Here is a 22,638-nt window from a genome sequence, read left to right on the forward strand (position 1 = left end):
CTGCTCTTTCATGTCCGTTGCGCGAGGTCCGGAAACCGCACTCCGCCGGCCGGCGTCGCGCCGTCGTCGCCGGCGGGCGCAGCCATCGCCTCCGCCACATAGTCGGCAAGCCGCCGCGCGCTTTCGATATCCCGGCCGTTATAGATATTCCTGTCGATGGCTTTCGCCAGCGGCTCGCGCCCCTCCGCGAGCGCCCGGTCGTAGGCCGCCGAGCGGCCGTAGAAGGCTTCCCCGAACGCATGCATGCGCTTGGGAACGGTCAGGTCGCCGACGCCCATTTCGCGCAGGTTGGCGTCCATGTCGCTGCAGAAATGATCGAACAGGGCCTGCGAAAACTCCTTGTCGTCCCTCTGCTTCAATCGCGACAGTGCTATCCACAGGTGCAGCAAAATCATGTCGAAGCGGCCATCGACCGTGTCCGGCACCTGCAAGGTCTGATAAAATAACGGCTCTCGCGCCTGCGTCACGATCATGCCATAGATCGCTTCAATGGTGCCGCGCGACGGAGCGCGGGATTTTCTGAAGTGACTGAACGGCCAGAGCATGTGGGTTCCGAAATTCAGCCCGCAGGCTTTCAGGTTGCGCACTCGCAGGATCATTGCCGGGCACGTCGTTGCCGGGTACGTCAATGGCTCGCGCGATGCAAGAGAATGAGGTCGGCCCCGGAAATGACTGTTTCGGCTCCAAAGATAGCACATGGCCGCCCCGCATCGCGAGGGCAGCGCTTGCGCGCCACGCTCGCCGCCACGCTGCTGTGCGCGGCCATGGCCGGCTGCACCGGCGAGCAGTTTCAGAAGGGCTACATCCTGCCCCCCGGCGCTCTCGAGCAGATCCAGATCGGCGCCAGTCAGGATCAGGTGCTGATCGTGATGGGCACGCCGTCCACGGTCGCGACGCTGAACGGCCAGGTCTTCTATTACATCTCCCAGCGGGCGGAGCGGAAGGTCGCCTTCATGCCGCAGAAGGTCACCGATCAGCGCGTGATCGCCATCTATTTCGACAAGAACCGCCAGGTGATCCGCCTCGCCAACTACGGCATGAAGGACGGCAAGATCTTCGACTTCATCAGCCGCACCACGCCGACATCGGGCCAGGAGATCAGCTATCTCCAGCCGTTATTTAAACTGTTGAGTCCGAATTAGGGCGGGATCGTTCACAACGGAATATTATCGTGTTTCTTCATCGGCGCGTCGACGTGCTTGTCCCTCAGCATCGCCAGCGCGCGGGCGATGCGTCTGCGGGTCGAGTGAGGCATGATGACGTCGTCGATATAGCCGCGCTCGGCGGCGATGAACGGCGACAGGAAGCGGTCCTCATATTCTTTCGTGCGCGCCGCGATCTTTTCCGCGTCGCCGATGTCCGAGCGGAAGATGATCTCCACCGCGCCCTTGGCGCCCATCACGGCGATCTGCGCGGTCGGCCAGGCGTAGTTCATGTCGGCGCCGATCTCTTTTGAAGCCATCACGTCGAACGCACCGCCGTAAGCCTTGCGCGTGATGACGGTGACCAGCGGCACCGTGCATTGCGAATAGGCGAACAGGAGCTTCGCGCCGTGCTTGATGAGCCCGCCGCATTCCTGCGCGGTGCCCGGCAGGAAACCGGGTACATCGACGAAGGTCACGATCGGGATGTTGAAGGCATCGCAAAAACGAACGAAGCGCGCGGCCTTGCGTGATGCATCGGAATCGAGCACGCCCGCCAGCACCATCGGCTGGTTGGCGACGAAGCCGACGGTGCGCCCGGCGACGCGGCCGAAACCGGTGACGATGTTTTTCGCGAACGTCTCCGCGATCTCGAAGAAGTCGCCCTCGTCCACCACTTTAAGGATCAGTTCCTTGATGTCGTAAGGCTTGTTGGGACTGTCCGGCACCAGCGTATCGAGCGAGTCGTCAATACGCTCGATGTCATCGAAGCTCGGCCATTCCGGCACGCCGTCGGTGTTATTGGCCGGCAGGAAATCGATCAGGCGGCGCACCTGCAACAGCGCCTCGACGTCGTTTTCGAACGCGCCGTCGGCGATGGAAGACCTGGTCGCGTGCACGCTGGCGCCGCCGAGTTCTTCCGCGGTCACCACCTCGTTGGTGACGGTCTTCACCACGTCGGGGCCGGTGACGAACATGTAGCTCGTGTTCTTCACCATGAAGATGAAGTCGGTCATGGCCGGCGAATAGACGTCGCCGCCGGCGCACGGTCCCATGATGACGGATATCTGCGGGATCACGCCCGAAGCCTGCACGTTGCGACGGAACACATAGGAATAGCCGGCGAGCGCGGCGACGCCTTCCTGGATACGCGCGCCGCCCGCGTCATAGAGGCCGATGATCGGCGCACGCGCCTTCATCGCCATGTCCTGGATCTTCGTGATCTTCAGCGCGTGGGTCTCCGACAGCGAGCCGCCGAACACGGTGAAGTCCTTCGCGAACATGAAAATCTTGCGGCCGTTGACGGTGCCCCAGCCGGTGACGACGCCGTCGCCCGGCACCTTTGACTTGTCCATGCCGAATTCAGTCGAGCGATGCTCGACGAACATGTCGAACTCCTCGAACGAGCCTTTGTCGAGCAGAAGCTCGATGCGCTCGCGCGCCGTCAGCTTGCCGCGCGCATGTTGCGCCGCGATGCGCTTCTCGCCGCCGCCGAGCTTTGCGGCCGCGCGGCGGGCGTCGAGGGTTTCGAGGATGTCCTTCATGGCCCCCTGCACGGGTTTGATCAACGAGGTTGCATCAGAGCCTAGCTGCCATTTTTGAGGCTGTCATCAATGGGACGGGTGACGATGCGCTTAGGCCCGTCCCGACAGCCGCAGCACGAACACCAGCACCTCGGCGACAGCCTTGTAGAGTTCGGCCGGAATTTCGTCGCCGAGTTCGACATGCGACAGCGCGCCGGCCAGCACCTCGTTTTCCTCGATCGGGATGTCGTGCTCTTTGGCGACCTCGATGATCTTCGCGCCGAGCGATCCCCTGCCCTTGGCGACCACGCGCGGCGCGCCGCTGCCCTTGTCGTAGTGAAGGGCGACCGCGACTTGATCCCTGGTCTCCATGCTCATAGGGCGCGATCCAGAAAATGGCCGGCCGGCGCGGACCTCAGTTGCGGTGGCGCACCCTCGCGGATGACGATGTCGCCCGGCTGCAATTCGGCGCGGCTCAACGCCTGGCTCAACTGCGAGGCGCCGGCGCGCAACCGGCTTACTGTCGCGGGACGCTCGGCCCAAAGCCGCACCGAGGTGCTGTCGCCGGCGAGCGACACCAGCGCGTGAACCGGTCCGGCGGGCTCGACGTCGAGCGAGAACCGCGCGCGCCAGACCCGCTTCGCGGTCTCGGCATCGCGGCCGGCGGCATCGCGTGAAATCTCGAACTGCGCGATGGCGGTGCCCGACGGGGTCGCGAACGGAATCTCGAAATTCCAGCGCGGCGTGATCTGGTCAGGCCTGAGCCCGGTGGTGTCGACCCGATCCGGGAGGGAGGCAACCTGCAACAGCGTCTGCCGCGCGATCGCAGCGTCGGTGTCGTCAAGCAATCGTCGCGCGATGTCGCCCGCCGGTGCAGCCGGCGACAGCATCGGCATCGCGACGGGTTGCGCGGTCGGCAGCGCGCCGCGAAACGGCGGCGACGGCGTGCTGGTGCGCACGATGAAAACGTTGTTCTCGCTGGGTCCGTTCGGCTGCGCGACCCTGAGCGCCGAAGGTTCCGCCGCCGGATCGCCGTCGAGTCCGAGGTCCGCGCCGAGACCGGTTCCGCCGCCGCCGTTCTGAATCACCTCCTGCAGAAGGTTCAGGGCAGCGCCAGTGGCGGCCGCGCGGACGCCTGCATCGGGCGCTCTGGAAAACAATGTCTGGTTCGCAAGCGTCGCGGTGTCGGCGTCGTCGGTGACAGGCAGCCGCGCCTGCGGCAGATAGACTTCCTGCGCTTCGAACTCGGGCGACAACGGCGGCGCGCCCGATGCTGTCGGCGCGGGTGACGCCGCAGGTTGTGATGGCGGCTGCGAACCCGCGCCGGCGGACGGCGCATCATGGGCGGCGGCCTTGCCGATCGAGATCGAAAGCGCCTCGCGAAGCACGAGCAGCGCGGCCTTGAGATCGGGCAATTGCGCGGCGGCCGAGGTCGATGCCGATTGCGCCGTTGTCAGCCCGGCCGCCAGCGATGTTTCCAGAAAAATTCCGGAATTCCGGAACGCGGTCTTGATATCGCTCCCGGTGAGGTTCGGACCGAGGTCGGGACGCAACGCCAGCAGCCGTTCCATGGCCTGTTGGACCTGCGGTGGCAACGCGCCCGATCCGGCGGCCGTCAGCAGATCGGCGTAGAGCGGCGACAGGCTGCCTTGCCGCGTCGCAGCGGCCTGCGCCGCGGCCGAGACCGAAAGGGCTTCCAGCGCGGTCAGCGTGGGCGTTGGAGACGATACATCCGCCTTGGCCGCCGTCGCAGCGGCCGCGACGTCGGGCGCGAGCGTCACGGAATCCGCCGGCTCCGCCATGGCAGCGGCCGCCGGGTTGGGCGACCCGCCCTGCCCGGCCACCGCGAGCCTGAGCCCCTGCGCGGTCTGCGACACCTCAAGCTGAAGTGTCTCGCCGACCTGCAACGGAATTTCGGACAAGACCTCCATCGTCAGGTTGGCGATGGCGATGCGGACGAGATTGTCGGCAAGGACCTGCTGAACCCGCGCGTCGACGACCGTGCCCGGCTGAAGCGCGGCCTCGGACCCGGTGTCCTGCACCGCGATAACCGGAAAGATCGGATTGATCGAGATCGCCATGAAAGCCTCGTTTCGGATGCGAGGCTAACTGCGGTGTCTAAACCCCTTCTTAACCGAATGGTTGAACCTGCGCCGCCAGGACGGCCGCAGCCGCCCTGAAATCGGACAGCCGAGCGGCCTTCCGCGCCGCTGCCTCCTCGTCCACGCCCCAGTGCTCGCTGTTCCAGTCCTCGTTGACATGCGCGGCGGTCCAGACCTCGTCGGCGTCGAGCCTCCCGCGCATCAGGGCGAGCGCAAGCAATGCGGAGCCGGTCAATGTCGTGACCACATGCAGCGCTCCCACCGCCCAGGGGTCGGACGGCAGCGCCGCGCGGGCGGCTGCGGTCGCGGGATCCGGCTGGCGGACATGCACGATGCCTTGGGTGAGGATGAAATGCGCGCCCAGCGTTTCGGCCGCCCAGAACAGCACGGGATCCCATTGCGCGGCTTCGCGGGCGACCAGCGCTTCAGGGTGACCGGCGCGATAGAACAGAAGGTCGGTTTCAAAATATCTGGCGATGTCCGCCACCACCGCCTCGACACGGCCGGTCACGCCGTCGATGACGCTGTTGGCGAGCCGCGTCATCGGCATGGTCATGGGGTCGATGACGTCGCCCTGCGCCTGCCATTCGGCGGCGATCATTGCGGCGATTTCCTGAGACGGCGCCACCAGCGGGTTGCGCGACGGCGTGCGCACCGGCTTGCCGTCGAGCAGGATGGCGAACCCGTCAGGAGTCTCGCTCACGCTCGCGGAGGTATAGAAGCGCTTGCGCTGCCCGGCGCGCGCGGAGTTGCGCGCCGCCTCTTCTGGATCCAGCGATGACGGGCCAAGACCCTCTTCGAACACTTCACGCATGGCATATTCTCACATCGCCCTGAGGTCGGCCCCGGCGCAATGGCAAAGACCTATTCCTCCGGCGCATTCTCGATCGGGTCGAACCGGTCGGCTTCAAGGCCGAGCAGGTTCCAGGATTGCAGCATGTGCGGCGGCAGCGGCGCGCTCACATCGATGACGCCGCCGCGCGGATGCGGGATCACGATGCGGCGCGCCAGAAGGTGAAGCCGCTTCTGAAGACCGCCAGGCAACTGCCAGTTCTCCTTGTTGAAATACTTGGGGTCGCCGACAATGGCGTGATTGATGTGCGCCATGTGCGCGCGCAGTTGATGGGTCCGGCCCGTCACCGGTTTCAACGATACCCAGGCGAGTTTCTGCGCCGAGGTTTCCACCACCGCGTAGTAGGTCACCGCGTGGCTTGCGCCCTCGTCGCCATGCGCGGCGATCCGCATGATCGAGTCTTCCTCGTTTTCCTCCTTGGCGAGATAGGTCGAGATGCGGCCCTGCTTCGGCTTCGGCACGCCGGCGACCAGCGCCCAGTAGATCTTGCGGGCCGAGCGATGGCGGAACGCACCGGTCAGAGCGGTCGCCGCGAAGCGCGTCTTGGCCACCAGCAGGCAGCCGGCGGTCTCGCGATCGAGCCGGTGCACGAGGCGCGGGCGCTGGCCTTTCGCATCGCGCATCACCTCGAGCATCCCGTCGATGTGCCGCGACAGGCCGGAACCGCCCTGCACCGCAAGGCCGGCCGGCTTGTTCAGCACCATGACGTCGGCATCCTCGAACAAGACCATCTTCCGTAATTCGTCGCGTGTCCTGGCCTCGGCCTCGGACAGGTGTGTCGTGGCCTTCGGCGCGTCGAGCTTGAGCGGCGGGATGCGGACCTTGTCGCCTTCGTCGAGCCGATCCTTGCTGTCGGCGCGCTTGCCGTTCACGCGCAACTCGCCTTTGCGGACGATGCGCTGAATGTGGGAAAACGACAGCCCCGGAAAGCGCGCTTCGAGAAAACGATCGACGCGCATGTTGGCTTCGTCCGCGCTCACGGCGACCGTCTGTACCTTCGTCGGCAACGGCGCTGGTTCGGGTTTGGCGGGCGGTTCGATGGAGGGCGCCGTGCCGCGAGGCGTGGCTGCCCGCGGCGGCCTGCCAGGCCGAACGGCCTGACCTCGCTCGCCTCCGAAACGCTCGGCCGCATCCCGCCCTTCCGGACGCGTCCGTTTGGGCCGAGCACCTTTGGACAGAGCGCCTTTGGGACGCCCGCTGTCCGAACCGCGGGATTTCGCGAGCGGTCGTTTGACGCGGCGGCTCATCTGGTCCTCAAATTACGAACAACCGTGTTGGTCATGCACGAGCCGGCAGCGTCACGGTTCAATCGCGTCGCTCGCCGTTTACCCGGCCGCTACGGACAGGCCGCCTGCCTTTTGAGCATGACGAGGTCGGACACCACTTGTCCAGAGAGCTTGAGCTTGCTGGCCTCACTCGCTGCCGTACATGCGCCCGGGGCGTCGCCGGTCTGCAACCGCGCAAGTCCGAGGCTGGCCCACCCGTCGGCGAAGTCCGGCGCGTCGCGCACGCCCTCCTCCAGAATCGTTTTTGCCTCGGCCGGACGCTTGGCTTTCAGCAGCAGACGTCCGTAATCGGCCTTGAGCGTTGGCCGCGGCTTCGGCTGATGAAGCGCAATCTTGAACAATTCTTCGGCGTATTCGAGGTCGCCGAAGCGGGCCGCCGCAACCACCGCGAAGCCTTGATAGACGGCGCTACGCTCCGGGGCGAGCAACCACGCCTGATTGAATCGCTGGGCCGCCTCCGGAAAGTCGCCGCGATCGATATGCGCAAAGCCGCGCTCGATCGCGACGTCGAAAACCTTCTCGCGCGAGCCGAGCTTGTCCGCCTCCGCGAGAAAATCGCTGTCGGCCTTGCGCTGCTCAGGGGTCTTGTCGGCGAATCCGAAGAACGGCTGCTCGTCGATCGGCGCCGCGAATGTCTTCTTCGTCACCGTGACGCCGGGCGCGGTCTCGACAGTCTCCGCGTGCGAGGACGCCACCCACGCGAGAGCGCCGATGGCGATGACGCAGGCACGGATAAACTTGATGGTCACTTGCTGCTCTCCTTCTCTCGTCGCAGCTTCGCCCAATAGTCCAGCCGCTTCCTGATCTCGCGCTCGAAGCCGCGATCGGGCGGATCGTAGAACGTCCGCCGTCCGAGCGTCTCCGGAAAATAGTCCTGCCCGGAAAAGCCATCCGGCGTATCGTGATCGTATTGATAACCTTCGCCGTAGCCTTCTTCCTGCATCAGCCTGGTCGGCGAGTTCAGGATGTGCCTGGGCGGCAACAGCGAACCACCCTCCTTTGCAACCCGCTTCGCCGCGCCGAACGCCTTGTAGGCGGCGTTCGATTTCGGCGCGGTCGCGACATAGATCACGGCCTGCGCGATGGCGAGTTCGCCCTCGGGCGAGCCGAGAAAATCATAGGCGTCCTTCGCGGCGTTGGCGACGACCAGCGCCTGCGGATCGGCAAGACCGATATCCTCCACGGCCATCCGCACCACGCGGCGCGCGAGAAACAGCGGATCTTCGCCGGCCTCGAGCATTCGCGCCAGATAATATAATGCCGCATCCGGGTCGGAGCCGCGCACCGCCTTGTGCAGCGCGGAGATCAGGTTGTAATGGCCGTCGGCGGACTTGTCGTAGATCGGCGCGCGGCGCTGCAGCACGCCCTGCAACTGCTCGGCATTGAACACCTCGCCATCACGCGCCGAGCGCCAGACCTCCTCGACCAGCGTCAGCGCCGCGCGGCCGTCGCCGTCGGCCATGCGCACCAGCGCGGCACGCGCCTCGACATCGAGCGGCAGCGGCTTGCCCTCGGCCTGTTCGGCGCGGGCGAACAGTTTCTCGATCGCAGTCGCATCGAGCGAGCGGAACACCAGCACGCGCGCCCGCGACAGCAGCGCCGCGTTCAGTTCGAACGAGGGATTCTCGGTGGTGGCGCCGACCAGGACGACGGTGCCGTCCTCCATGACGGGCAGAAACGAATCCTGCTGCGCGCGGTTGAAGCGATGCACCTCGTCCACGAACAGCAGCGTTCCCGTGCCGGTCTCGCGGCGCGCGCGGGCGGCGTCGAACGCTTTCTTCAGATCGGCGACGCCGGAGAACACGGCAGACAGCTGCTCGAAGTGCAGCGCGGTCGCGTCCGCCAACAGCCGCGCCACCGTGGTCTTGCCGGTCCCCGGCGGTCCCCAGAAAACCAGCGAGCCGAGCGTACGGGTTTCCAGCATCCGGGTCAGCGCGCCGTCCGGCCCGAGGATGTGGTCCTGCCCGACCACGTCTGAGAGCGCCAGCGGACGCAGCCGGTCCGGCAGCGGACGCGGCGCATCGTTCTCCAGACCCGCAGCGGCGAACAGGCTTTTGGATTCGCGCTGGCGCTTCGGACTCATCCGCCGAGCATGACTTGGATCTGCTGGCCACCGCGCATCAACGTGATCCGCCAGAGCCGCCTGGCCTCGCCGACGGCCCGTTCGAGATCAGCCGTCTTGGTGATCTTCTTGTTGTTGACCGACAGGATGACGTCGCCTTTCCTGAAGCCGAGATTTGCGGCCATCCCATCGCCCGTCAGCGCGATAACCACGACGCCCTCGGTGCCGGAGTCCAGATGGAGATCGTCAGCGAGCGCCGGCGAGATATTGGCAACCTTCGCGCCCTGGAATGGCGACGGCGCAGTGATCGTGATCTCGTCGCGGCCTGTGTCCGGCGCCGTCTCCAGGGGAACAGTGAGCTTGACCAGCCTTCCGTTGCGCTGGACTTCCAATTGCGCCGTGCCGCCGAGCGGGCGCGTGGCGAAGCGATAGTCGAACGCGTTGGGATCCTCGACGGGCTGCCCGTCGATCGACACGATCAGGTCGGAGAGCTTGAGCCCGCCCCGCGCCGCCGGACTTCCCGGCGTAACGCTGGCGACCAGCGCACCCGCCGGGACTTTCAGGCCGATGGTCTCGGCAATTTCGGGCGTCACGGCCTGCAGCCGCGCGCCGAGCCAGGGCCGCTTCACGGCCTTGCCGCCGTTCTTGGCGGACGCCACGACGACCCGCACCATGTTGGCCGGAATTGCAAAGCCGATGCCCTGCGAGCCACCGGAGCGCGAAAAGATCGCCGTGTTGATGCCGGCAAGGCGACCGTTCATGTCGACCAGCGCGCCGCCGGAGTTGCCCGGATTGATCGCCGCATCGGTCTGGATGAAGAACTGATAGTCGGTGATGCCGACCTGCGTGCGCGCCAACGCCGAAATGATGCCGTGCGTCACCGTCTGCCCGACGCCGAAGGGGTTTCCGATCGCGAGCACCACATCCCCGACCTGCAACTCATCCGAATTCGCGAAATCAAGCGTCGGAAACTTCTCATGCACGCCCTTCAGCCGCAGAATCGCGAGATCGGTCCGGGTATCCTTGAGCACGATCTCGGCTTCGAACTCGCGCTTGTCCGCCAGGGCCACCTTGACCTGATCGGCGCCCTCGATCACGTGATTGTTGGTCACGACGAGCCCGGAAGGATCGACCATGACCCCGGAGCCGAGCGACCGCTGCATCTGTTCGGGCTGCTCGCCGGGAACGCCGAAGAAGCGGCGAAAGATCGGGTCATCAAGGAGCGGGTTGCGATTCTGGATCACCTTGGCCGCATAGACATTGACCACGGCCGGCGCCACCCGACGCACGATCGGCGCGTAGGATAGCTGGAGTTCGGCTTGAGAGGCCGGGGCGCGGCGGTCCTGGGCGTGAACGGGCGCCAACATCGTCAAGGCTACGACGAGCAGGGCGAACAGGCGAAACGGCATCATGAAGCGATTCCCAAGGTGAGAACCGCAGATATAAGCGCCTCAGCCGTTCAAGAGAAGCAAAAGGCGGCGGTTTCGTAATCGTTCCATCGGATTTCCCGGTCGATGCCCCGCAATTTTCCGCGATGCGCGGGCCTGTTCCCTTCGCAAGGCCTTGCGAAACTCGACAGTCCGGCTTGACTGCGCGAGATACGCCGGACGATCAGGTGCCGGCGAAAGGCAACCACCCCTACGATCCGCATCAGCCATTGCATTTCGACGGCGCAAACAAAAACGGCGCCCGAAGCGCCGCTTCCGATGTCTTTGGATACCGCAGAAGGTGTTAATCCTCCTCGGCGGCCTTCTCCTGCACCGGGCCGGAATCCTGGCCCTTGGCATCGAAGTCGCGGTCGACGAACTCGATCACCGCCATCGGCGCATTGTCGCCATAACGGAAGCCGGCCTTGATGATGCGGGTGTAGCCGCCCTGACGGTCCTTGTAGCGGGGCGCCAGCACGCCGAACAACTTCTTCACCTGATCGACGTCGCGCATCTCGCTGATCGCCTGACGGCGCTTGTCGAGACCGCCCTTCTTGCCGAGCGTCACGAGTTTCTCGACGATCGGACGCAACTCCTTCGCCTTCGGCAGCGTGGTGACGATCTGCTCGTGCTTGACGAGCGAGGCCGCCATGTTGGCGAACATCGCCTTGCGATGCTCCGCGGTGCGGTTGAGCTTGCGGTGAACCTTGCCGTGACGCATGTCGCTTTCCTCAATCCCTGTCGCGACCGCGGGTCGGACATCCAATGCAGGTGGGCATCCTGCGTTCGCCCTCCGAACTTGCTCCCGTCATTCCGGACGTTGCGAAAGCAGCGATCCGGAATCCAGAAACGGCTCGGGCATCATTTCTGCCATTCCGGGTTCGAGCCTGCGGCTCGCCCCGGAATGACAGAAACTCAGTAATGATCCTCGAAGCGCTTGGCCAGCTCGTCGATATTCTCCGGCGGCCAGCCCGGCACTTCCATGCCGAGATGCAAACCCATCTGCGCCAGCACTTCCTTGATCTCGTTCAGCGACTTGCGGCCGAAGTTCGGCGTGCGCAGCATCTCGGCTTCCGACTTCTGCACCAGGTCGCCGATGTAGACGATGTTGTCGTTCTTCAGACAGTTTGCCGATCGCACCGACAGTTCCAGTTCGTCCACCTTCTTGAGAAAAGCCGGGTTGAACGCCAGATCGGGGATGATCTCGGCGGCGACTTCCTTGCGCGGCTCCTCGAAGTTGACGAAGACGTTGAGCTGATCCTGCAGGATGCGCGCGGCGAAGGCCACGGCGTCCTCCGGCGTCACGCCACCGTTGGTCTCGATGGTCATCGTCAGCTTGTCGTAGTCGAGGATCTGGCCCTCGCGGGTATTTTCGACCTTGTAGGATACCTTGCGCACCGGCGAATACAGGCTGTCGACCGGGATCAGGCCGATCGGCGCGTCCTCGGGCCGGTTGCGCTCGGCGGCAACGTAGCCCTTCCCGTTGGCGACGGTGAATTCCATGCGGATTTCGGCGCCGTCGTCGAGGGTGCAGATCGGAAGCTCGGGATTGAGCACCACGATGTCGCCGACGGTCTGGATATCGCCTGCGGTGACGGTGCCGGGCCCCTGCTTCTTCACGACCATGCGCTTGGGGCCTTCGCCCTGCATCTTGATCGAGATGTCCTTGATGTTCAGCACGATGTCGGTGACGTCCTCGCGAACGCCGGCGATCGAGGAGAACTCGTGCAGCACGCCGTCGATGTGCACCGACTGCACCGCAGCACCTTGCAGCGACGACAGCAGGATGCGCCGCAGCGCATTGCCGAGCGTCTGGCCGAAACCGCGCTCGAGCGGCTCGGCGATCAGGGTCGCGAAGCGCGCCGGATCGCCGCCGGGAACGACCTGCAGCTTGCTCGGCCGAATGAGTTCTTGCCAATTTTTCTGGATCGTCACTGTATCACCCATGCCGTCAAGATCTCTGGCGTTGGAGGCGCGGATCAACCCGCGCGATAAAAGGTCTTGGACCCGCAATGACGGCGAACCGCCCGCGGTCGAAATATCAAACGCGCCGACGCTTGCGCGGACGGCAGCCGTTATGCGGTATCGCGGTCACGTCGCGGATCGAGGTAACGGTGAAGCCCGCCGCCTGCAGGGCGCGCAGCGCCGATTCGCGGCCCGAACCCGGGCCCGCTACCTCGACCTCCAAGGTGCGCATGCCGTGTTCCTGCGCCTTCTTGGAGACGTCTTCCGCCGCCACCTGCGCCGCATAAGGCGTCGATTTGCGCGATCCCTTGAAACCCATGGTTCCGGCCGACGACCAGGCGATGGTATTGCCCTGCGCGTCGGTGATGGTGATGGTGGTGTTGTTGAACGACGAATTCACATGCGCGATACCTGACGCGATGTTCTTGCGTTCGCGGCGGCGCACGCGTGTCGCAGCTTCCTTACCCATTGTCAGCCTTTCCTGTGATCTCAACGCCGCCGTAATGCCAGCGGCTCCACCAGCGGGTAGCGAACGGCAAAGCAGCGATAGAAACGACTATCCGCTGTTCCCGCTCGCTTATCGCTTTCGTTACTTCTTCTTGCCGGCGATCGATTTGGCCGGCCCCTTGCGGGTGCGCGCGTTGGTATGGGTGCGCTGGCCGCGCACCGGCAGACCGCGGCGATGACGCAGGCCGCGATAGCAGCCGAGATCCATCAGCCGCTTGATGTTGATTCCGACCTCGCGTCGAAGGTCGCCCTCGACGAGATAGTCGCGATCAATGACCTCGCGAATCTGAAGCACTTCCTGATCGGTCAGTTGCGCGACCCGGCGATCCGCCGGAATGTTGACCTTCTCGATGATCTCGGCGGCATTCTTCTGGCCGATGCCATGGATGTATTGAAGCGCAATGACGACGCGCTTGTTGGTCGGGATGTTCACGCCGGCGATGCGGGCCACAGACTTCTCTCCTGCCGCCAGCCCGTGATGGGCCAGCCTTTCCTTCGATATTTCAGGCGGGTATCCTCAAACACAAACACGACGCCCAACCCTCCGCAATCCCGGGGTCCGGCATCGTCTGAAACCATCCGACTGGATACCAGCTTATTAGGGATTTAGTATCGTTTCGTCAACCGTTTCGCGGCTTTTGCTCGCGTTTTCATGACTTTTTAGACGGCTCTCCGGCTTTCGTCCGTTCGCCGGTTCCCTCATCCCGGAAGGAGAGACCGCCGGGGCGATCACTGGGGCTTTCTACGCCTTTTTGGATAGATTTCGGCGGCTCACCACCTGCGGACGCCGAATTTGGACATCGGTACCCCCGACCGCCTCAGGACGCGGCGGATATCCCGCGTGACGTCCTCGACGGCCATCATGCCGTCAACGGTCAGCAGCTTGCCGCGTTCCGAATAGTAGCGAATAAGTGGCTCTGTCAGCGCGCGATAGCTCGCCAGCCGCTTCGAGAGCACCTCGGGCGTATCATCGGAGCGCACCTGCTCGCCCCGCGCCTTCATTTCCGCGACCCGACTTTCCACGCGCTGCAACAGCGCGTGCTCATCGACACGAAGCTCGATGGCGGCATCGAGATTAAGCTTCTTGGAGTCGAGGAGCCGGTCCAGCGCCTCGGCCTGCGGCACGGTGCGCGGAAAACCGTCAAGAATGAATCCGTTCTTTGCATCCGGCTGGTCGAGCCGGTCGGAAATGATGCCGATGACGACGTCGTCGGGGACCAGCCCCCCGCTCGCCATGATATCCTTCGCCTTGAGGCCGACCGGCGTTCCGGCGGCGACAGCCGCGCGCAGCATGTCGCCAGTGGAAAGCTGGATGATTCCGTAGTGTTGGATCAGGCGTTGCGCCTGCGTTCCCTTTCCCGCCCCCGGCGGCCCGAGAAGAATCAGTCTCATGAAGAATCGCCCCCTCGCCGGGTGAGCCAGCGGCCGCGCACCTGCGCTTCGACATCGAGACCGGGACACATCGGCGCCGATCCTCGCGCAAACTCATAAGCCACGTTGCCATAGGCAATCAATGAAATATGAAGCACGGCGGCGGGCAGGCTGCCATGAGCGTAGTGCTCGCCTCGCCGGGACCCGCAGTCAGCGACGAGAATCCATCCTGCGCAGCCACGCCGGACAGTTGCGCCTAAAGCATTGGCGCCGGACGCCGATGTGACGGACCGGCGGATTCCGGAACTATCGGCGCCGCCCCCTCAGCTTGGATCTCTTGATCAGCCCTTCATATTGATGGGCCAGCAGATAACCCTGCACCTGCGACACCGTGTCCATCGTCACGCTGACGACGATCAGCAGCGACGTGCCGCCGAAGTAGAACGGCACGGCCGCATAGGAAATCAGGATCTCCGGAATCAGGCAGACAACCGCGAGATAGATCGCCCCCGGCACGGTGATGCGCGAGAGCACATAGTCGATATATTCGGCCGTGCGCTCGCCCGGCCTGATGCCCGGAATGAAGCCGCCGTGTTTTTTCAGGTTGTCGGCGGTCTCGGTCGGGTTGAACACGATCGCGGTGTAGAAGAAGGCGAAGAACACGATCAGCACGAGATAGAGAATCAGAAACAGCGGCCGGCCGTGGCCGAGTTGTGTGGTGATCCATTGGAACCATTCCGGCCCCTTGCCCGCGTTGAAATTCGCGACAGTCGTCGGCAACAGCAGCAGCGACGATGCGAAGATCGGTGGAATCACGCCCGAGGTATTGAGCTTCAACGGCAGATGCGAAGACTGGCCTTCGAACATCTTGTTGCCGACCTGGCGCTTCGGATACTGGATCAGCAGCCTGCGCTGGGCGCGCTCCACGAACACGATGAAGGCGATCACCGCCACCACCATGATCAGAACGATCAGAATGATTCCGGTCGACAACGCACCCTGACGCCCGAGTTCAAGCATGTTGGCGAGGGCGGACGGCAGCTCGGCGACGATGCCCGCCATGATGATGAGCGAAATTCCATTGCCGATGCCGCGCGAGGTGATCTGCTCGCCGAGCCACATCAGGAACATGGTGCCGCCGGTCAGCGTGACCGCGGTCGAGATCAGGAAAAACATGCCCGGATTGCTGACGACGTTGCCGGCGCCCTGGAGGCCGACGGCGATGCCGTAGGACTGGAAGAACGCCAGCACCACGGTGAGGTAGCGCGTGTACTGATTGATCATCTTGCGGCCGGATTCACCCTCTTTCTTGAGGGCCTCGAGCTTCGGCGACACGGTGGTCAGCAGTTGCAGGATGATCGATGCCGAAATGTACGGCATGATGTTCAACGCGAAGATCGCCATGCGGTTGATGCCGCCGCCGGAGAACATGTTGAACATCCCGAGGATGCCGCCGGCCTGTGAGTTGAAGACCTTCTGCCAGACTGCGGGGTCGATGCCCGGCAACGGAATGTAGGTGCCGAGCCGGTAGACGAGCAGCGCGCCCAGCGTGAACCAGATTCGCTTCTTCAGTTCGTCGGCTTTCGCGAACGCCGAGAAGTTAAGGTTCGCCGCCAGTTGTTCCGCCGCTGAGACCATATTCAGCTTTCTCCCGCGCCAACCTTGCCGTCATGCTCCGCGATAGTGGGCACCCGGACGTCGGACCTCTTGTGGTGCTCGGCTTTCGATAAATCTACCATCCGCAAGTCTACCGTCGCGCGCCAAAACAGGCGATGACGCAGATGTTACGCTGCTTCACCCTCGTCCTTCTTCGGCGCAAGGATTTTCACCGAGCCGCCGGCCTTCTCGACCGCCGCGACCGCGGACTTCGAGGCGCCATGAACCTCGATGGTGAGTTTCGCCTTGATCTCGCCGCGGCCGAGCAGGCGGATCCCGTCCCTGGCGCGCCGCACCACGCCGGACTTCACCAGCGACTCGGCGTTGACGGTCTCGTTCGCGTTGATCGAACCGGCGTCGATCGCGGCCTGGAGCCGGTCGAGGTTGATCTCGGCGAACTCCAGCCGGAAAATGTTGTTGAAGCCGCGCTTCGGCAGGCGGCGGTGCAGCGGCATCTGGCCGCCTTCAAAGCCCTTGATACGCACGCCCGAGCGCGCGGTCTGGCCCTTGCCGCCACGGCCGCCGGTCTTGCCCTTGCCGGAGCCGATACCCCGGCCGATCCGCATCCGCTTCTTCCGCGAACCTGCGTTGTCGGCGATATCGCTGAGTTTCATTGTCGCGTCCTCGTCATGTCCGCCGTGCCGGGCTTTCCGGCCATCCACGTTTCTCGTTCCGGCACCAGGCCGGGCGTGACGGCAAATTGTTACGTCTCGTCGATCACCCTGACGATGTGCCGAACCTTCGCGATCATGCCGCGAACCTCGGGCGTGTCCTGCAACTCGGCGACCCGACCGATCTTGTTGAGCCCGAGCCCGACCAGCGTCGAACGCTGCACGTGCTGGCGGCGGATCGCGCTGCCGGTCTGCTCGACCTTGATCGTCTTTGCGGCCTTATTCGCAGTCTTGGCCATCGTCCTCACTCCAAAAGTGCTGTCCGGCTGGTTGACCGGACCGGCGACCGCCGCTCCGGCTCAGCCCTCGTTATTCGGCAACCGCTTCGACGTCGCCGCCGACGCGGCGCGCCTGCAGCGCGGATACCTTGATGTTGCGGCGGGCAGCGACCGAGCGCGGCGAATCCAGATGCTTCAGCGCATCGAAGGTCGCGCGAACCATGTTGTATGGATTGGACGAGCCGACCGACTTCGCAACCACGTCCTGGATGCCGAGCGTTTCGAACACGGCGCGCATCGGGCCGCCGGCGATGATCCCGGTGCCGGCCGGCGCGGCGCGCAAATAAACGCGGCCTGCGCCGTGACGCCCTGCGATGTCGTGATGCAGCGTCCGTCCCTCGCGCAGCGCCACGCGCGTCAGATTGCGCTTGGCCGATTCCGTCGCCTTGCGGATCGCCTCCGGCACTTCGCGCGCCTTGCCGTGACCGAAGCCGACGCGGCCCTTCTGGTCGCCGATCACGACCAGCGCCGCGAAGCCGAACCGCTTGCCGCCCTTGACGACCTTCGCCACACGATTGATGTGGACGAGCTTGTCGACGAACTCGCTGTCGCGCTCCTCGCGATCCCTGCTCCGTTCGCGTCCGCCGCGTTCGCGTTCACCTGCCATGGTGTTTTTCCGATCCTTGTGAGGCTTCCGCCCCGTCCTGTCCGTTCGATACCAATTTCAAGACGCGTATTCCTGTCGCAAAACCCGTTTCCGCTTTTTGCGGGCCACGCATTTAGAAGCTCAATCCACTCTCGCGGGCCGCATCAGCCAAAGCCTTGACGCGACCATGATAGAGATAGCCGCCGCGATCGAAGACCACTTCCTTGACGCCGTTCTTCACCGCCCGCTCCGCCAACAGCTTGCCGACCGCCTTGGCGGCTTCGATGTTGGCGCCGGTGTTGCCCGCCTCGCGCATCGCCTTCTCCAGCGACGACGCCGACGCCAGCGTCTCGCCCTTCTGGTCGTCGATGACCTGGGCATAGATGTGCTTGGACGAGCGGAACACCGACAGCCGCGGACGGCCGTTCGCGGTGCGGCGCAACGACAGCCTCACGCGTTGCTTGCGCCGGGCATTCGTAATCTTCAATTTCGACATGACCGGCTCCGTTACTTCTTCTTGCCTTCCTTGCGGAAGATCTTTTCATCGGCGTACTTCACGCCCTTGCCCTTATAGGGCTCTGGGGGACGATAGCCGCGGATCTCGGCCGCGACCTGACCGACGCGCTGCGCATCATTGCCTGTGATCGTGATTTCGGTCGGCTTCGGCACCGCGATCGTGATGCCTTCCGGAATCGCGTAGTTGACGTCGTGGCTGTAGCCGAGCGCGAGCTGCAGGGTCTTGCCCTGCAAGGCGGCGCGATAGCCGACGCCGACGATCTCGAGCTTCTTCTCGAAACCCTTGGTGACTCCCGCGACGAGGTTGGCGACCTGCGCGCGCGCCGTGCCATACAGCGCCTGCGCGCGGTTGGTCTCGTATCGCGGCGCGACCTTCACCGCGCCGTCCTCGAGCTTCACCTCGACATCGTCATGGACGACGAACTGAAGCTGGCCTTTCGGCCCCTTCATCCTGACGGTCTGCCCTTCGACGGTCGCGGTCACACCCGACGGCACCGTGACCGGCCTCTTGCCAATGCGTGACATGGCTCAATCCTTCATCTTGGTCTGTGCGCGTTGTCGCAAAACCGGTTTCCACTTTCGCGACATGCGCACTAGAACACCGTAAAGAGAACTTCGCCGCCCACGTTCGCGTCGCGCGCATCGTGGTCGGCCATGATCCCCTTCGGCGTCGACAACACCGAAATTCCCAGCCCGTTGTTGACGCGGGGCAGATTCCTCACCGAGGCGTAAACCCGCCGGCCCGGCCTGGAGACGCGCTCGATCTCGCGGATCACCGGCTCGCCGTCGAAATACTTCAGCTCGATCTCAAGCTCGCTGCGGCCCGAGGAATGCTCGACGCTGGCGTAGCCGCGGATATAGCCCTCGCTCTTGAGAACTTCGAGCACGTTGGCGCGCATCCGCGAGCCCGGCGTCGAAACCTTGGACTTGTTGCGCATCTGCGCGTTGCGGATGCGGGTGATGAGATCGCTGATCGGATCGTGCGTGGACATCTGGCGATCCTCCTTACCAGCTCGACTTCACGAGGCCGGGAACCAGGCCCCGCGAGCCGAGATCGCGCAGCGCGATGCGGCTCAGCTTGTTCTTGCGGTAATTCGAACGCGGACGTCCGGTCAGTTCGCAGCGGTTGCGAATACGCGTCGCCGACGAGTTGCGCGGCATTTCGGCAAGCTTCAGGGTGGCGGCGAAGCGCTCCTCCATCGGCTTGGTCTTGTCGGCGATGATGGCCTTCAGCCGCGCGCGCTTCGCAGCCGCGTTCCGGTTCATCCGCCTGCGCCGGTTGTTCTTCTCGATCGAACTCTTCTTTGCCATGCTTGGCTCCTTGCCTTTCCGCGTCTGAGCGCCTTTCAGCGTCTCACTGCCGGAACGGAAAATTGAATGCGGTCAGCAGCGCCCGGGCTTCGTCGTCCGTCTGCGCGGTCGTGCAGACGGTGACGTCCATGCCCCAGCTCTCCCCGACCTTGTCGAAGTCGATTTCGGGAAAAATGATGTGTTCCTTGATGCCGAGCGAGTAATTGCCGCGGCCGTCGAAGCTCTTCGGATTGAGGCCGCGGAAGTCGCGCACGCGCGGCAGCGCGACGTTCACCAGGCGATCGATGAACTCGTACATCTTGGCCTTGCGCAGCGTCACCTTGCAGCCGATCGGCTGGTTTTCGCGCAGCTTGAAGGTCGAGATCGCGACGCGCGAATAGGTCACGATCGCCTTCTGGCCGGCGATCAGCGACAGGTCGGCGGCCGCGGTCTCGGCCTTCTTGCGGTCGTTTACGGCCTCGCCGATTCCCATGTTGAGAACCACCTTGTCGAGGCGCGGCACCTGCATGACGTTGCCGTAGCCGAACTGCTCGGTCAGCCGGGCGCGGATGCTCTTGTCATACTCCGCGCGCAGGCGCGGCACGTAAGCCGTCTCAGCCATCGATCTCCGCTCCCGAACGCTTGGCGACACGCACCTTGGTGCCGTCGGCCTGAATCTTGAAACCGACGCGGGTCGGCTTGCCGTCCTTGCCGACGATCGCGATCTTGGACAGGTGGACCGGCGCCTCCTTCGAGATGATGCCGCCCTCCTGGTTCTGGGTCTGCTTCTGGTGACGCTTCACCATGTTGACGCCGCGCACCAGCGCCCTGCTCTCCGCGGGACGCACCTCGAACACCTCGCCGGTGCGGCCCTTGTCGCGGCCCGACAGGACGATAACCTTGTCGCCTTTCCGGATCTTAGCGGCCATCACAGCACCTCCGGCGCCAGCGAAATGATCTTCATGTGGTTCTTGGCGCGCAACTCGCGCGGCACCGGCCCGAAAATACGGGTGCCGACCGGCTCGGACTGGTTATTGATCAGCACGGCCGCGTTGCGGTCGAAACGGATCACCGAGCCGTCGGCGCGGCGGATGTCCTTGGCCACCCGCACCACCACCGCCTTCATGACGTCGCCCTTCTTCACCTTCCCGCGCGGGATGGCTTCCTTGATCGACACGACGATGATGTCGCCCACCGTTGCATAGCGGCGCTTGGAGCCTCCAAGCACCTTGATGCACATGACACGGCGTGCGCCTGAATTATCGGCCACGTCGAGGTTGGTCTGCATCTGAATCATTGATGCACCTTGTCCTCTTTCTGATGCGCAAAATCGCGCTTAAGCGGTTTTCTTCTGTTCGCCCCGGACCACGGTCCAGCGCTTCAACTTCGAGATCGGCTTGCTCTCCTCGATCCACACCATGTCGCCCGGCTTGAACTCGTTGTTCTCGTCGTGCGCGTGATAGTTTTTCGAGCGGCGAATGGTCTTCTTGTAGAGCGGATGGGTGAAGCGGCGATCGACGCGCACCACGACCGTCTTGGCCTGCTTGTCGCTGACGACCACGCCCTGCAGCGTACGTTTCGGCATCTTAAAGTCCCTTATTTCTTCGCGTCGCGCTTTTGCGCGGCGATGGTCTTGATCCGTGCGATATCGCGGCGGGCTTCGCGCAAGCGCGAGGTATTCTCCAACTGCCCGGTGGCGCGCTGGAAGCGCAGATTGAACCGCTCCTTCTTCAGGCCGGCGACGGCGTCGTCCATCTGGTCGGGGGTCATCGCGCGGATGTCAGCGGTCTTCATGGCGGCCATGTCGGTTACTCCGCGATGCGCGCGACGAAGCGCGTCTTGATCGGCAGCTTGGCGGCGGCGAGCGTCAGCGCTTCCTTCGCGGTCTGCGCGGCGACGCCGTCGATCTCGAACAGGACCTTGCCCGGCTTGACCCGCACCACCCACAACTCCGGCGCGCCCTTGCCCGAGCCCATGCGGACCTCGGCCGGCTTTTTCGAGACCGGGACATCTGGGAACACGCGGATCCAGACGCGGCCGGCGCGCTTCATGTGGCGCGTCAGCGCGCGCCGCGCGGCCTCGATCTGGCGCGCCGTGATGCGCTCGGGCGCCATCGCCTTCAGGCCGAACTGGCCGAACGCCAGCGTCGCGCCCGAGGAGGCGACGCCGTGGATGCGGCCCTTGTGCGCCTTCCGGAACTTGGTCTTCTTCGGTTGCATCATGGCTTACGCCCTCAAACCTTCTCTTTGCGCATGAGCCGGTTCGAAAACCGGTGACCGCCTTTCGGGATCATGCTGTCGTTCAGGCCGCATCGCGACGCGGACGGTTGTCGTCGCCGGACAGGCGCTTGTCCTGGGCCATCGGATCGTGCTCGAGGATTTCGCCCTTGAAGATCCAGACCTTGACGCCGCAGGTGCCGAACGTCGTGAACGCCGTGGCGACGCCGTAATCGACGTCGGCGCGCAGCGTGTGCAGCGGCACGCGGCCTTCGCGATACCATTCCATGCGGGCGATTTCGGCGCCGCCGAGACGGCCCGAGCAGTTGATGCGGATGCCCTCGGCGCCGAGGCGCATCGCCGATTGCACGGCGCGCTTCATCGCGCGGCGGAACGCGACGCGGCGCTCGAGCTGCTGCGCGATCGATTCGGCGACCAGCGTGGCGTCGAGCTCCGGCTTGCGAATTTCGACGATATTGATGACGACGTCCGACGAGGTGATGTCGGCGACCCTCTTGCGAAGCTTGTCGATATCGGCGCCCTTCTTGCCGATCACGACGCCGGGACGCGCCGAATGGATCGTCACGCGGCACTTCTTGTGCGGGCGCTCGATCACGATGCGCGCCACGGCCGCCTGCTTGAGCTCCTTGTGCAGAAGCTCGCGGATCTTGACGTCCTCGTGCAGCAGCTTGCCGTACTCGCCTTTGCCGGCATACCAACGGGAATCCCAGGTCCGGTTGATGCCAAGACGCAGCCCGATCGGATTGATCTTTTGACCCATCGTTTTCTCCTGCGCCTCTTTAAGCGCTCGCCTCGGCCTCGACCTGACGCACTATGATCGTCAGTTGCGAGAACGGTTTATAGATACGGCCCGAGCGGCCCCGGCCGCGCGGTGCGAAACGCTTCATCACCATGCCGTTGCCCACGAACGCCTGCGCCACGACGAGATCGTCGACATCGAGGTCGTGGTTGTTCTCGGCGTTGGCGATCGCCGACTCCAGGCACTTCTTCACGTCGCCCGCGATCCGCTTGCGCGAAAACTGCAGGTCGGCAAGCGCCGCCGACGCCTTGCGGCCGCGGATCAGCTGCGCAACGAGGTTGAGCTTCTGCGGGCTCACCCGAAGCATCCGGGCGATCGCCTTGGCCTCGTTTTCCGGGAGGCTCCGTTCGCGCTTGGGCTTGCTCAT

At 64.3% G+C, this 22,638-nt stretch carries 31 protein-coding genes; 1 reads left to right on the forward strand and 30 read right to left on the reverse strand.

The window, feature by feature from the left end; all coding sequences use genetic code 11:
* Nucleotides 1-8: 8 nt before the first annotated feature.
* Nucleotides 9-545 (reverse strand): ubiquinol-cytochrome C chaperone family protein, encoded by a 537-nt coding sequence (locus tag ACMDCM_RS07420; RefSeq protein WP_412774693.1) that lies wholly within the window; start codon nt 543-545, stop codon nt 9-11.
* 123 nt (nt 546-668) lie between these two features.
* On the opposite strand from ACMDCM_RS07420, the gene ACMDCM_RS07425 reads away from it, so the two are divergent.
* Nucleotides 669-1,142: an outer membrane protein assembly factor BamE gene (locus ACMDCM_RS07425; RefSeq protein ID WP_412772967.1), complete on the forward strand. Its 474-nt coding sequence runs from the start codon at nt 669-671 to the stop codon at nt 1,140-1,142.
* Nucleotides 1,143-1,153: 11 nt separating this feature from the next.
* On the opposite strand, the gene ACMDCM_RS07430 is transcribed toward ACMDCM_RS07425, so the two are convergent.
* From ACMDCM_RS07430 to rplV, 29 genes are all read right to left on the reverse strand, one after another.
* Nucleotides 1,154-2,686, reverse strand: coding sequence for an acyl-CoA carboxylase subunit beta (locus ACMDCM_RS07430; protein ID WP_412774694.1), 1,533 nt, complete (start codon nt 2,684-2,686; stop codon nt 1,154-1,156).
* 90 nt (nt 2,687-2,776) lie between these two features.
* Complete coding sequence (locus ACMDCM_RS07435; RefSeq protein WP_412772968.1) at nt 2,777-3,043, reverse strand: EscU/YscU/HrcU family type III secretion system export apparatus switch protein; 267 nt, start codon at nt 3,041-3,043, stop codon at nt 2,777-2,779.
* A complete protein-coding gene (gene fliK / locus ACMDCM_RS07440) occupies nt 3,040-4,746 on the reverse strand; it encodes a flagellar hook-length control protein FliK (protein ID WP_412772969.1) in 1,707 nt (568 codons plus the stop codon). The genes ACMDCM_RS07435 and fliK overlap by 4 nt, the downstream gene beginning before the upstream one ends.
* 49 nt (nt 4,747-4,795) lie before the next feature.
* The gene (locus ACMDCM_RS07445; RefSeq protein WP_412772970.1) at nt 4,796-5,581 is read right to left on the reverse strand and encodes an ATP12 family chaperone protein; all 786 of its coding nucleotides are present in this window, start codon (nt 5,579-5,581) and stop codon (nt 4,796-4,798) included.
* 50 nt (nt 5,582-5,631) lie between these two features.
* Nucleotides 5,632-6,867, reverse strand: a complete 1,236-nt coding sequence (locus ACMDCM_RS07450; RefSeq protein WP_412772971.1) for an RluA family pseudouridine synthase — start codon at nt 6,865-6,867, stop codon at nt 5,632-5,634.
* Nucleotides 6,868-6,956: 89 nt separating this feature from the next.
* Nucleotides 6,957-7,655 carry a tetratricopeptide repeat protein gene (locus tag ACMDCM_RS07455; RefSeq protein WP_412772972.1) on the reverse strand — a complete coding sequence of 233 codons (699 nt, stop codon included), beginning with the start codon at nt 7,653-7,655 and terminating at the stop codon, nt 6,957-6,959.
* The gene (locus ACMDCM_RS07460; RefSeq protein ID WP_412772973.1) at nt 7,652-8,989 is read right to left on the reverse strand and encodes a replication-associated recombination protein A; all 1,338 of its coding nucleotides are present in this window, start codon (nt 8,987-8,989) and stop codon (nt 7,652-7,654) included. The genes ACMDCM_RS07455 and ACMDCM_RS07460 overlap by 4 nt, the downstream gene beginning before the upstream one ends.
* Complete coding sequence (locus tag ACMDCM_RS07465) at nt 8,986-10,380, reverse strand: DegQ family serine endoprotease (RefSeq protein WP_412772974.1); 1,395 nt, start codon at nt 10,378-10,380, stop codon at nt 8,986-8,988. Before ACMDCM_RS07465 ends, ACMDCM_RS07460 begins: the two co-directional genes overlap by 4 nt.
* A gap of 319 nt (nt 10,381-10,699) precedes the next feature.
* Nucleotides 10,700-11,116 carry a 50S ribosomal protein L17 gene (rplQ, locus tag ACMDCM_RS07470; RefSeq protein ID WP_412772975.1) on the reverse strand — a complete coding sequence of 139 codons (417 nt, stop codon included), beginning with the start codon at nt 11,114-11,116 and terminating at the stop codon, nt 10,700-10,702.
* Between the two features lie 194 nt (nt 11,117-11,310).
* Nucleotides 11,311-12,342 (reverse strand): DNA-directed RNA polymerase subunit alpha, encoded by a 1,032-nt coding sequence (locus ACMDCM_RS07475; RefSeq protein WP_412772976.1) that lies wholly within the window; start codon nt 12,340-12,342, stop codon nt 11,311-11,313.
* A gap of 94 nt (nt 12,343-12,436) precedes the next feature.
* Nucleotides 12,437-12,829 carry a 30S ribosomal protein S11 gene (gene rpsK, locus ACMDCM_RS07480; RefSeq protein ID WP_292611394.1) on the reverse strand — a complete coding sequence of 131 codons (393 nt, stop codon included), beginning with the start codon at nt 12,827-12,829 and terminating at the stop codon, nt 12,437-12,439.
* Nucleotides 12,830-12,949: 120 nt separating this feature from the next.
* A complete protein-coding gene (rpsM, locus tag ACMDCM_RS07485) occupies nt 12,950-13,318 on the reverse strand; it encodes a 30S ribosomal protein S13 (protein ID WP_412772977.1) in 369 nt (122 codons plus the stop codon).
* 320 nt (nt 13,319-13,638) lie between these two features.
* A complete protein-coding gene (locus ACMDCM_RS07490; protein WP_412772978.1) occupies nt 13,639-14,259 on the reverse strand; it encodes an adenylate kinase in 621 nt (206 codons plus the stop codon).
* A 285-nt stretch (nt 14,260-14,544) separates the two neighbouring features.
* Nucleotides 14,545-15,876 (reverse strand): preprotein translocase subunit SecY, encoded by a 1,332-nt coding sequence (secY, locus tag ACMDCM_RS07495; RefSeq protein WP_412772979.1) that lies wholly within the window; start codon nt 15,874-15,876, stop codon nt 14,545-14,547.
* Nucleotides 15,877-16,022: 146 nt separating this feature from the next.
* On the reverse strand, nt 16,023-16,508 hold the full coding sequence (gene rplO, locus ACMDCM_RS07500) for a 50S ribosomal protein L15 (RefSeq protein WP_412772980.1): 486 nt from the start codon (nt 16,506-16,508) through the stop codon (nt 16,023-16,025).
* An 89-nt stretch (nt 16,509-16,597) separates the two neighbouring features.
* Nucleotides 16,598-16,804: a 50S ribosomal protein L30 gene (rpmD, locus tag ACMDCM_RS07505; RefSeq protein WP_412772981.1), complete on the reverse strand. Its 207-nt coding sequence runs from the start codon at nt 16,802-16,804 to the stop codon at nt 16,598-16,600.
* 70 nt (nt 16,805-16,874) lie between these two features.
* Complete coding sequence (rpsE, locus tag ACMDCM_RS07510; RefSeq protein WP_412772982.1) at nt 16,875-17,450, reverse strand: 30S ribosomal protein S5; 576 nt, start codon at nt 17,448-17,450, stop codon at nt 16,875-16,877.
* Nucleotides 17,451-17,562: 112 nt separating this feature from the next.
* The gene (rplR, locus tag ACMDCM_RS07515) at nt 17,563-17,925 is read right to left on the reverse strand and encodes a 50S ribosomal protein L18 (protein WP_412772983.1); all 363 of its coding nucleotides are present in this window, start codon (nt 17,923-17,925) and stop codon (nt 17,563-17,565) included.
* 11 nt (nt 17,926-17,936) lie between these two features.
* Entirely contained in the window at nt 17,937-18,470 is a 534-nt protein-coding gene (rplF, locus tag ACMDCM_RS07520; RefSeq protein WP_412772984.1) for a 50S ribosomal protein L6, read from the reverse strand.
* Nucleotides 18,471-18,538: 68 nt separating this feature from the next.
* On the reverse strand, nt 18,539-18,937 hold the full coding sequence (rpsH, locus tag ACMDCM_RS07525) for a 30S ribosomal protein S8 (protein WP_412772985.1): 399 nt from the start codon (nt 18,935-18,937) through the stop codon (nt 18,539-18,541).
* A gap of 13 nt (nt 18,938-18,950) precedes the next feature.
* Nucleotides 18,951-19,256, reverse strand: a complete 306-nt coding sequence (gene rpsN, locus ACMDCM_RS07530) for a 30S ribosomal protein S14 (RefSeq protein ID WP_141383216.1) — start codon at nt 19,254-19,256, stop codon at nt 18,951-18,953.
* Nucleotides 19,257-19,299: 43 nt separating this feature from the next.
* A complete protein-coding gene (gene rplE, locus ACMDCM_RS07535; protein ID WP_412772986.1) occupies nt 19,300-19,857 on the reverse strand; it encodes a 50S ribosomal protein L5 in 558 nt (185 codons plus the stop codon).
* A complete protein-coding gene (gene rplX, locus ACMDCM_RS07540) occupies nt 19,850-20,164 on the reverse strand; it encodes a 50S ribosomal protein L24 (RefSeq protein ID WP_412772987.1) in 315 nt (104 codons plus the stop codon). The genes rplE and rplX overlap by 8 nt, the downstream gene beginning before the upstream one ends.
* On the reverse strand, nt 20,164-20,532 hold the full coding sequence (gene rplN, locus ACMDCM_RS07545; RefSeq protein WP_002712291.1) for a 50S ribosomal protein L14: 369 nt from the start codon (nt 20,530-20,532) through the stop codon (nt 20,164-20,166). Before rplN ends, rplX begins: the two co-directional genes overlap by 1 nt.
* Nucleotides 20,533-20,571: 39 nt before the next feature.
* Nucleotides 20,572-20,820 (reverse strand): 30S ribosomal protein S17, encoded by a 249-nt coding sequence (rpsQ, locus tag ACMDCM_RS07550; protein ID WP_011510063.1) that lies wholly within the window; start codon nt 20,818-20,820, stop codon nt 20,572-20,574.
* A gap of 11 nt (nt 20,821-20,831) precedes the next feature.
* Nucleotides 20,832-21,038, reverse strand: a complete 207-nt coding sequence (rpmC, locus tag ACMDCM_RS07555; protein WP_412772988.1) for a 50S ribosomal protein L29 — start codon at nt 21,036-21,038, stop codon at nt 20,832-20,834.
* Between the two features lie 5 nt (nt 21,039-21,043).
* Nucleotides 21,044-21,457, reverse strand: coding sequence for a 50S ribosomal protein L16 (gene rplP, locus ACMDCM_RS07560; RefSeq protein ID WP_412772989.1), 414 nt, complete (start codon nt 21,455-21,457; stop codon nt 21,044-21,046).
* 79 nt (nt 21,458-21,536) lie between these two features.
* Nucleotides 21,537-22,232, reverse strand: a complete 696-nt coding sequence (gene rpsC / locus ACMDCM_RS07565; protein WP_412772990.1) for a 30S ribosomal protein S3 — start codon at nt 22,230-22,232, stop codon at nt 21,537-21,539.
* A 19-nt stretch (nt 22,233-22,251) separates the two neighbouring features.
* Entirely contained in the window at nt 22,252-22,638 is a 387-nt protein-coding gene (gene rplV / locus ACMDCM_RS07570; protein WP_412772991.1) for a 50S ribosomal protein L22, read from the reverse strand.

It is taken from the genome of Nitrobacter sp., from assembly GCF_047149785.1.
Classification (GTDB): Bacteria; Pseudomonadota; Alphaproteobacteria; order Rhizobiales; family Xanthobacteraceae; genus Nitrobacter.

Bases quoted from the DNA above. Each gene is read 5' to 3' on its own strand.
- ACMDCM_RS07460 (WP_412772973.1), bottom strand. From the start codon at position 8,989: ATGAGTCCGAAGCGCCAGCGCGAATCCAAAAGCCTGTTCGCCGCTGCG.
- rplV (WP_412772991.1), bottom strand. From the start codon at position 22,638: ATGAGCAAGCCCAAGCGCGAACGGAGCCTCCCGGAAAACGAGGCCAAG.
- ACMDCM_RS07490 (WP_412772978.1), bottom strand. From the start codon at position 14,259: ATGAGACTGATTCTTCTCGGGCCGCCGGGGGCGGGAAAGGGAACGCAG.
- ACMDCM_RS07445 (WP_412772970.1), bottom strand. From the start codon at position 5,581: ATGCGTGAAGTGTTCGAAGAGGGTCTTGGCCCGTCATCGCTGGATCCA.
- rpsN (WP_141383216.1), bottom strand. From the start codon at position 19,256: ATGGCAAAGAAGAGTTCGATCGAGAAGAACAACCGGCGCAGGCGGATG.
- fliK (WP_412772969.1), bottom strand. From the start codon at position 4,746: ATGGCGATCTCGATCAATCCGATCTTTCCGGTTATCGCGGTGCAGGAC.
- rplR (WP_412772983.1), bottom strand. From the start codon at position 17,925: ATGTCGAAATTGAAGATTACGAATGCCCGGCGCAAGCAACGCGTGAGG.
- rplX (WP_412772987.1), bottom strand. From the start codon at position 20,164: ATGGCCGCTAAGATCCGGAAAGGCGACAAGGTTATCGTCCTGTCGGGC.
- ACMDCM_RS07435 (WP_412772968.1), bottom strand. From the start codon at position 3,043: ATGAGCATGGAGACCAGGGATCAAGTCGCGGTCGCCCTTCACTACGAC.
- rpsH (WP_412772985.1), bottom strand. From the start codon at position 18,937: ATGTCCACGCACGATCCGATCAGCGATCTCATCACCCGCATCCGCAAC.
- rpsK (WP_292611394.1), bottom strand. From the start codon at position 12,829: ATGGGTAAGGAAGCTGCGACACGCGTGCGCCGCCGCGAACGCAAGAAC.
- rpsE (WP_412772982.1), bottom strand. From the start codon at position 17,450: ATGGCAGGTGAACGCGAACGCGGCGGACGCGAACGGAGCAGGGATCGC.
- rpsC (WP_412772990.1), bottom strand. From the start codon at position 22,232: ATGGGTCAAAAGATCAATCCGATCGGGCTGCGTCTTGGCATCAACCGG.
- secY (WP_412772979.1), bottom strand. From the start codon at position 15,876: ATGGTCTCAGCGGCGGAACAACTGGCGGCGAACCTTAACTTCTCGGCG.
- ACMDCM_RS07475 (WP_412772976.1), bottom strand. From the start codon at position 12,342: ATGGGTGATACAGTGACGATCCAGAAAAATTGGCAAGAACTCATTCGG.
- rpsQ (WP_011510063.1), bottom strand. From the start codon at position 20,820: ATGCCGAAACGTACGCTGCAGGGCGTGGTCGTCAGCGACAAGCAGGCC.
- ACMDCM_RS07430 (WP_412774694.1), bottom strand. From the start codon at position 2,686: ATGAAGGACATCCTCGAAACCCTCGACGCCCGCCGCGCGGCCGCAAAG.
- ACMDCM_RS07465 (WP_412772974.1), bottom strand. From the start codon at position 10,380: ATGATGCCGTTTCGCCTGTTCGCCCTGCTCGTCGTAGCCTTGACGATG.
- rplF (WP_412772984.1), bottom strand. From the start codon at position 18,470: ATGTCACGCATTGGCAAGAGGCCGGTCACGGTGCCGTCGGGTGTGACC.
- rplQ (WP_412772975.1), bottom strand. From the start codon at position 11,116: ATGCGTCACGGCAAGGTTCACCGCAAGCTCAACCGCACCGCGGAGCAT.
- rplE (WP_412772986.1), bottom strand. From the start codon at position 19,857: ATGGCTGAGACGGCTTACGTGCCGCGCCTGCGCGCGGAGTATGACAAG.
- rplO (WP_412772980.1), bottom strand. From the start codon at position 16,508: ATGAAACTCAGCGATATCGCCGACAACGCAGGTTCGCGGAAGAAGCGG.
- rpmC (WP_412772988.1), bottom strand. From the start codon at position 21,038: ATGGCCGCCATGAAGACCGCTGACATCCGCGCGATGACCCCCGACCAG.
- rplN (WP_002712291.1), bottom strand. From the start codon at position 20,532: ATGATTCAGATGCAGACCAACCTCGACGTGGCCGATAATTCAGGCGCA.
- ACMDCM_RS07425 (WP_412772967.1), top strand. From the start codon at position 669: ATGACTGTTTCGGCTCCAAAGATAGCACATGGCCGCCCCGCATCGCGA.
- ACMDCM_RS07420 (WP_412774693.1), bottom strand. From the start codon at position 545: ATGCTCTGGCCGTTCAGTCACTTCAGAAAATCCCGCGCTCCGTCGCGC.
- rplP (WP_412772989.1), bottom strand. From the start codon at position 21,457: ATGATGCAACCGAAGAAGACCAAGTTCCGGAAGGCGCACAAGGGCCGC.
- ACMDCM_RS07450 (WP_412772971.1), bottom strand. From the start codon at position 6,867: ATGAGCCGCCGCGTCAAACGACCGCTCGCGAAATCCCGCGGTTCGGAC.
- rpmD (WP_412772981.1), bottom strand. From the start codon at position 16,804: ATGGCCAAGACTGCGAATAAGGCCGCAAAGACGATCAAGGTCGAGCAG.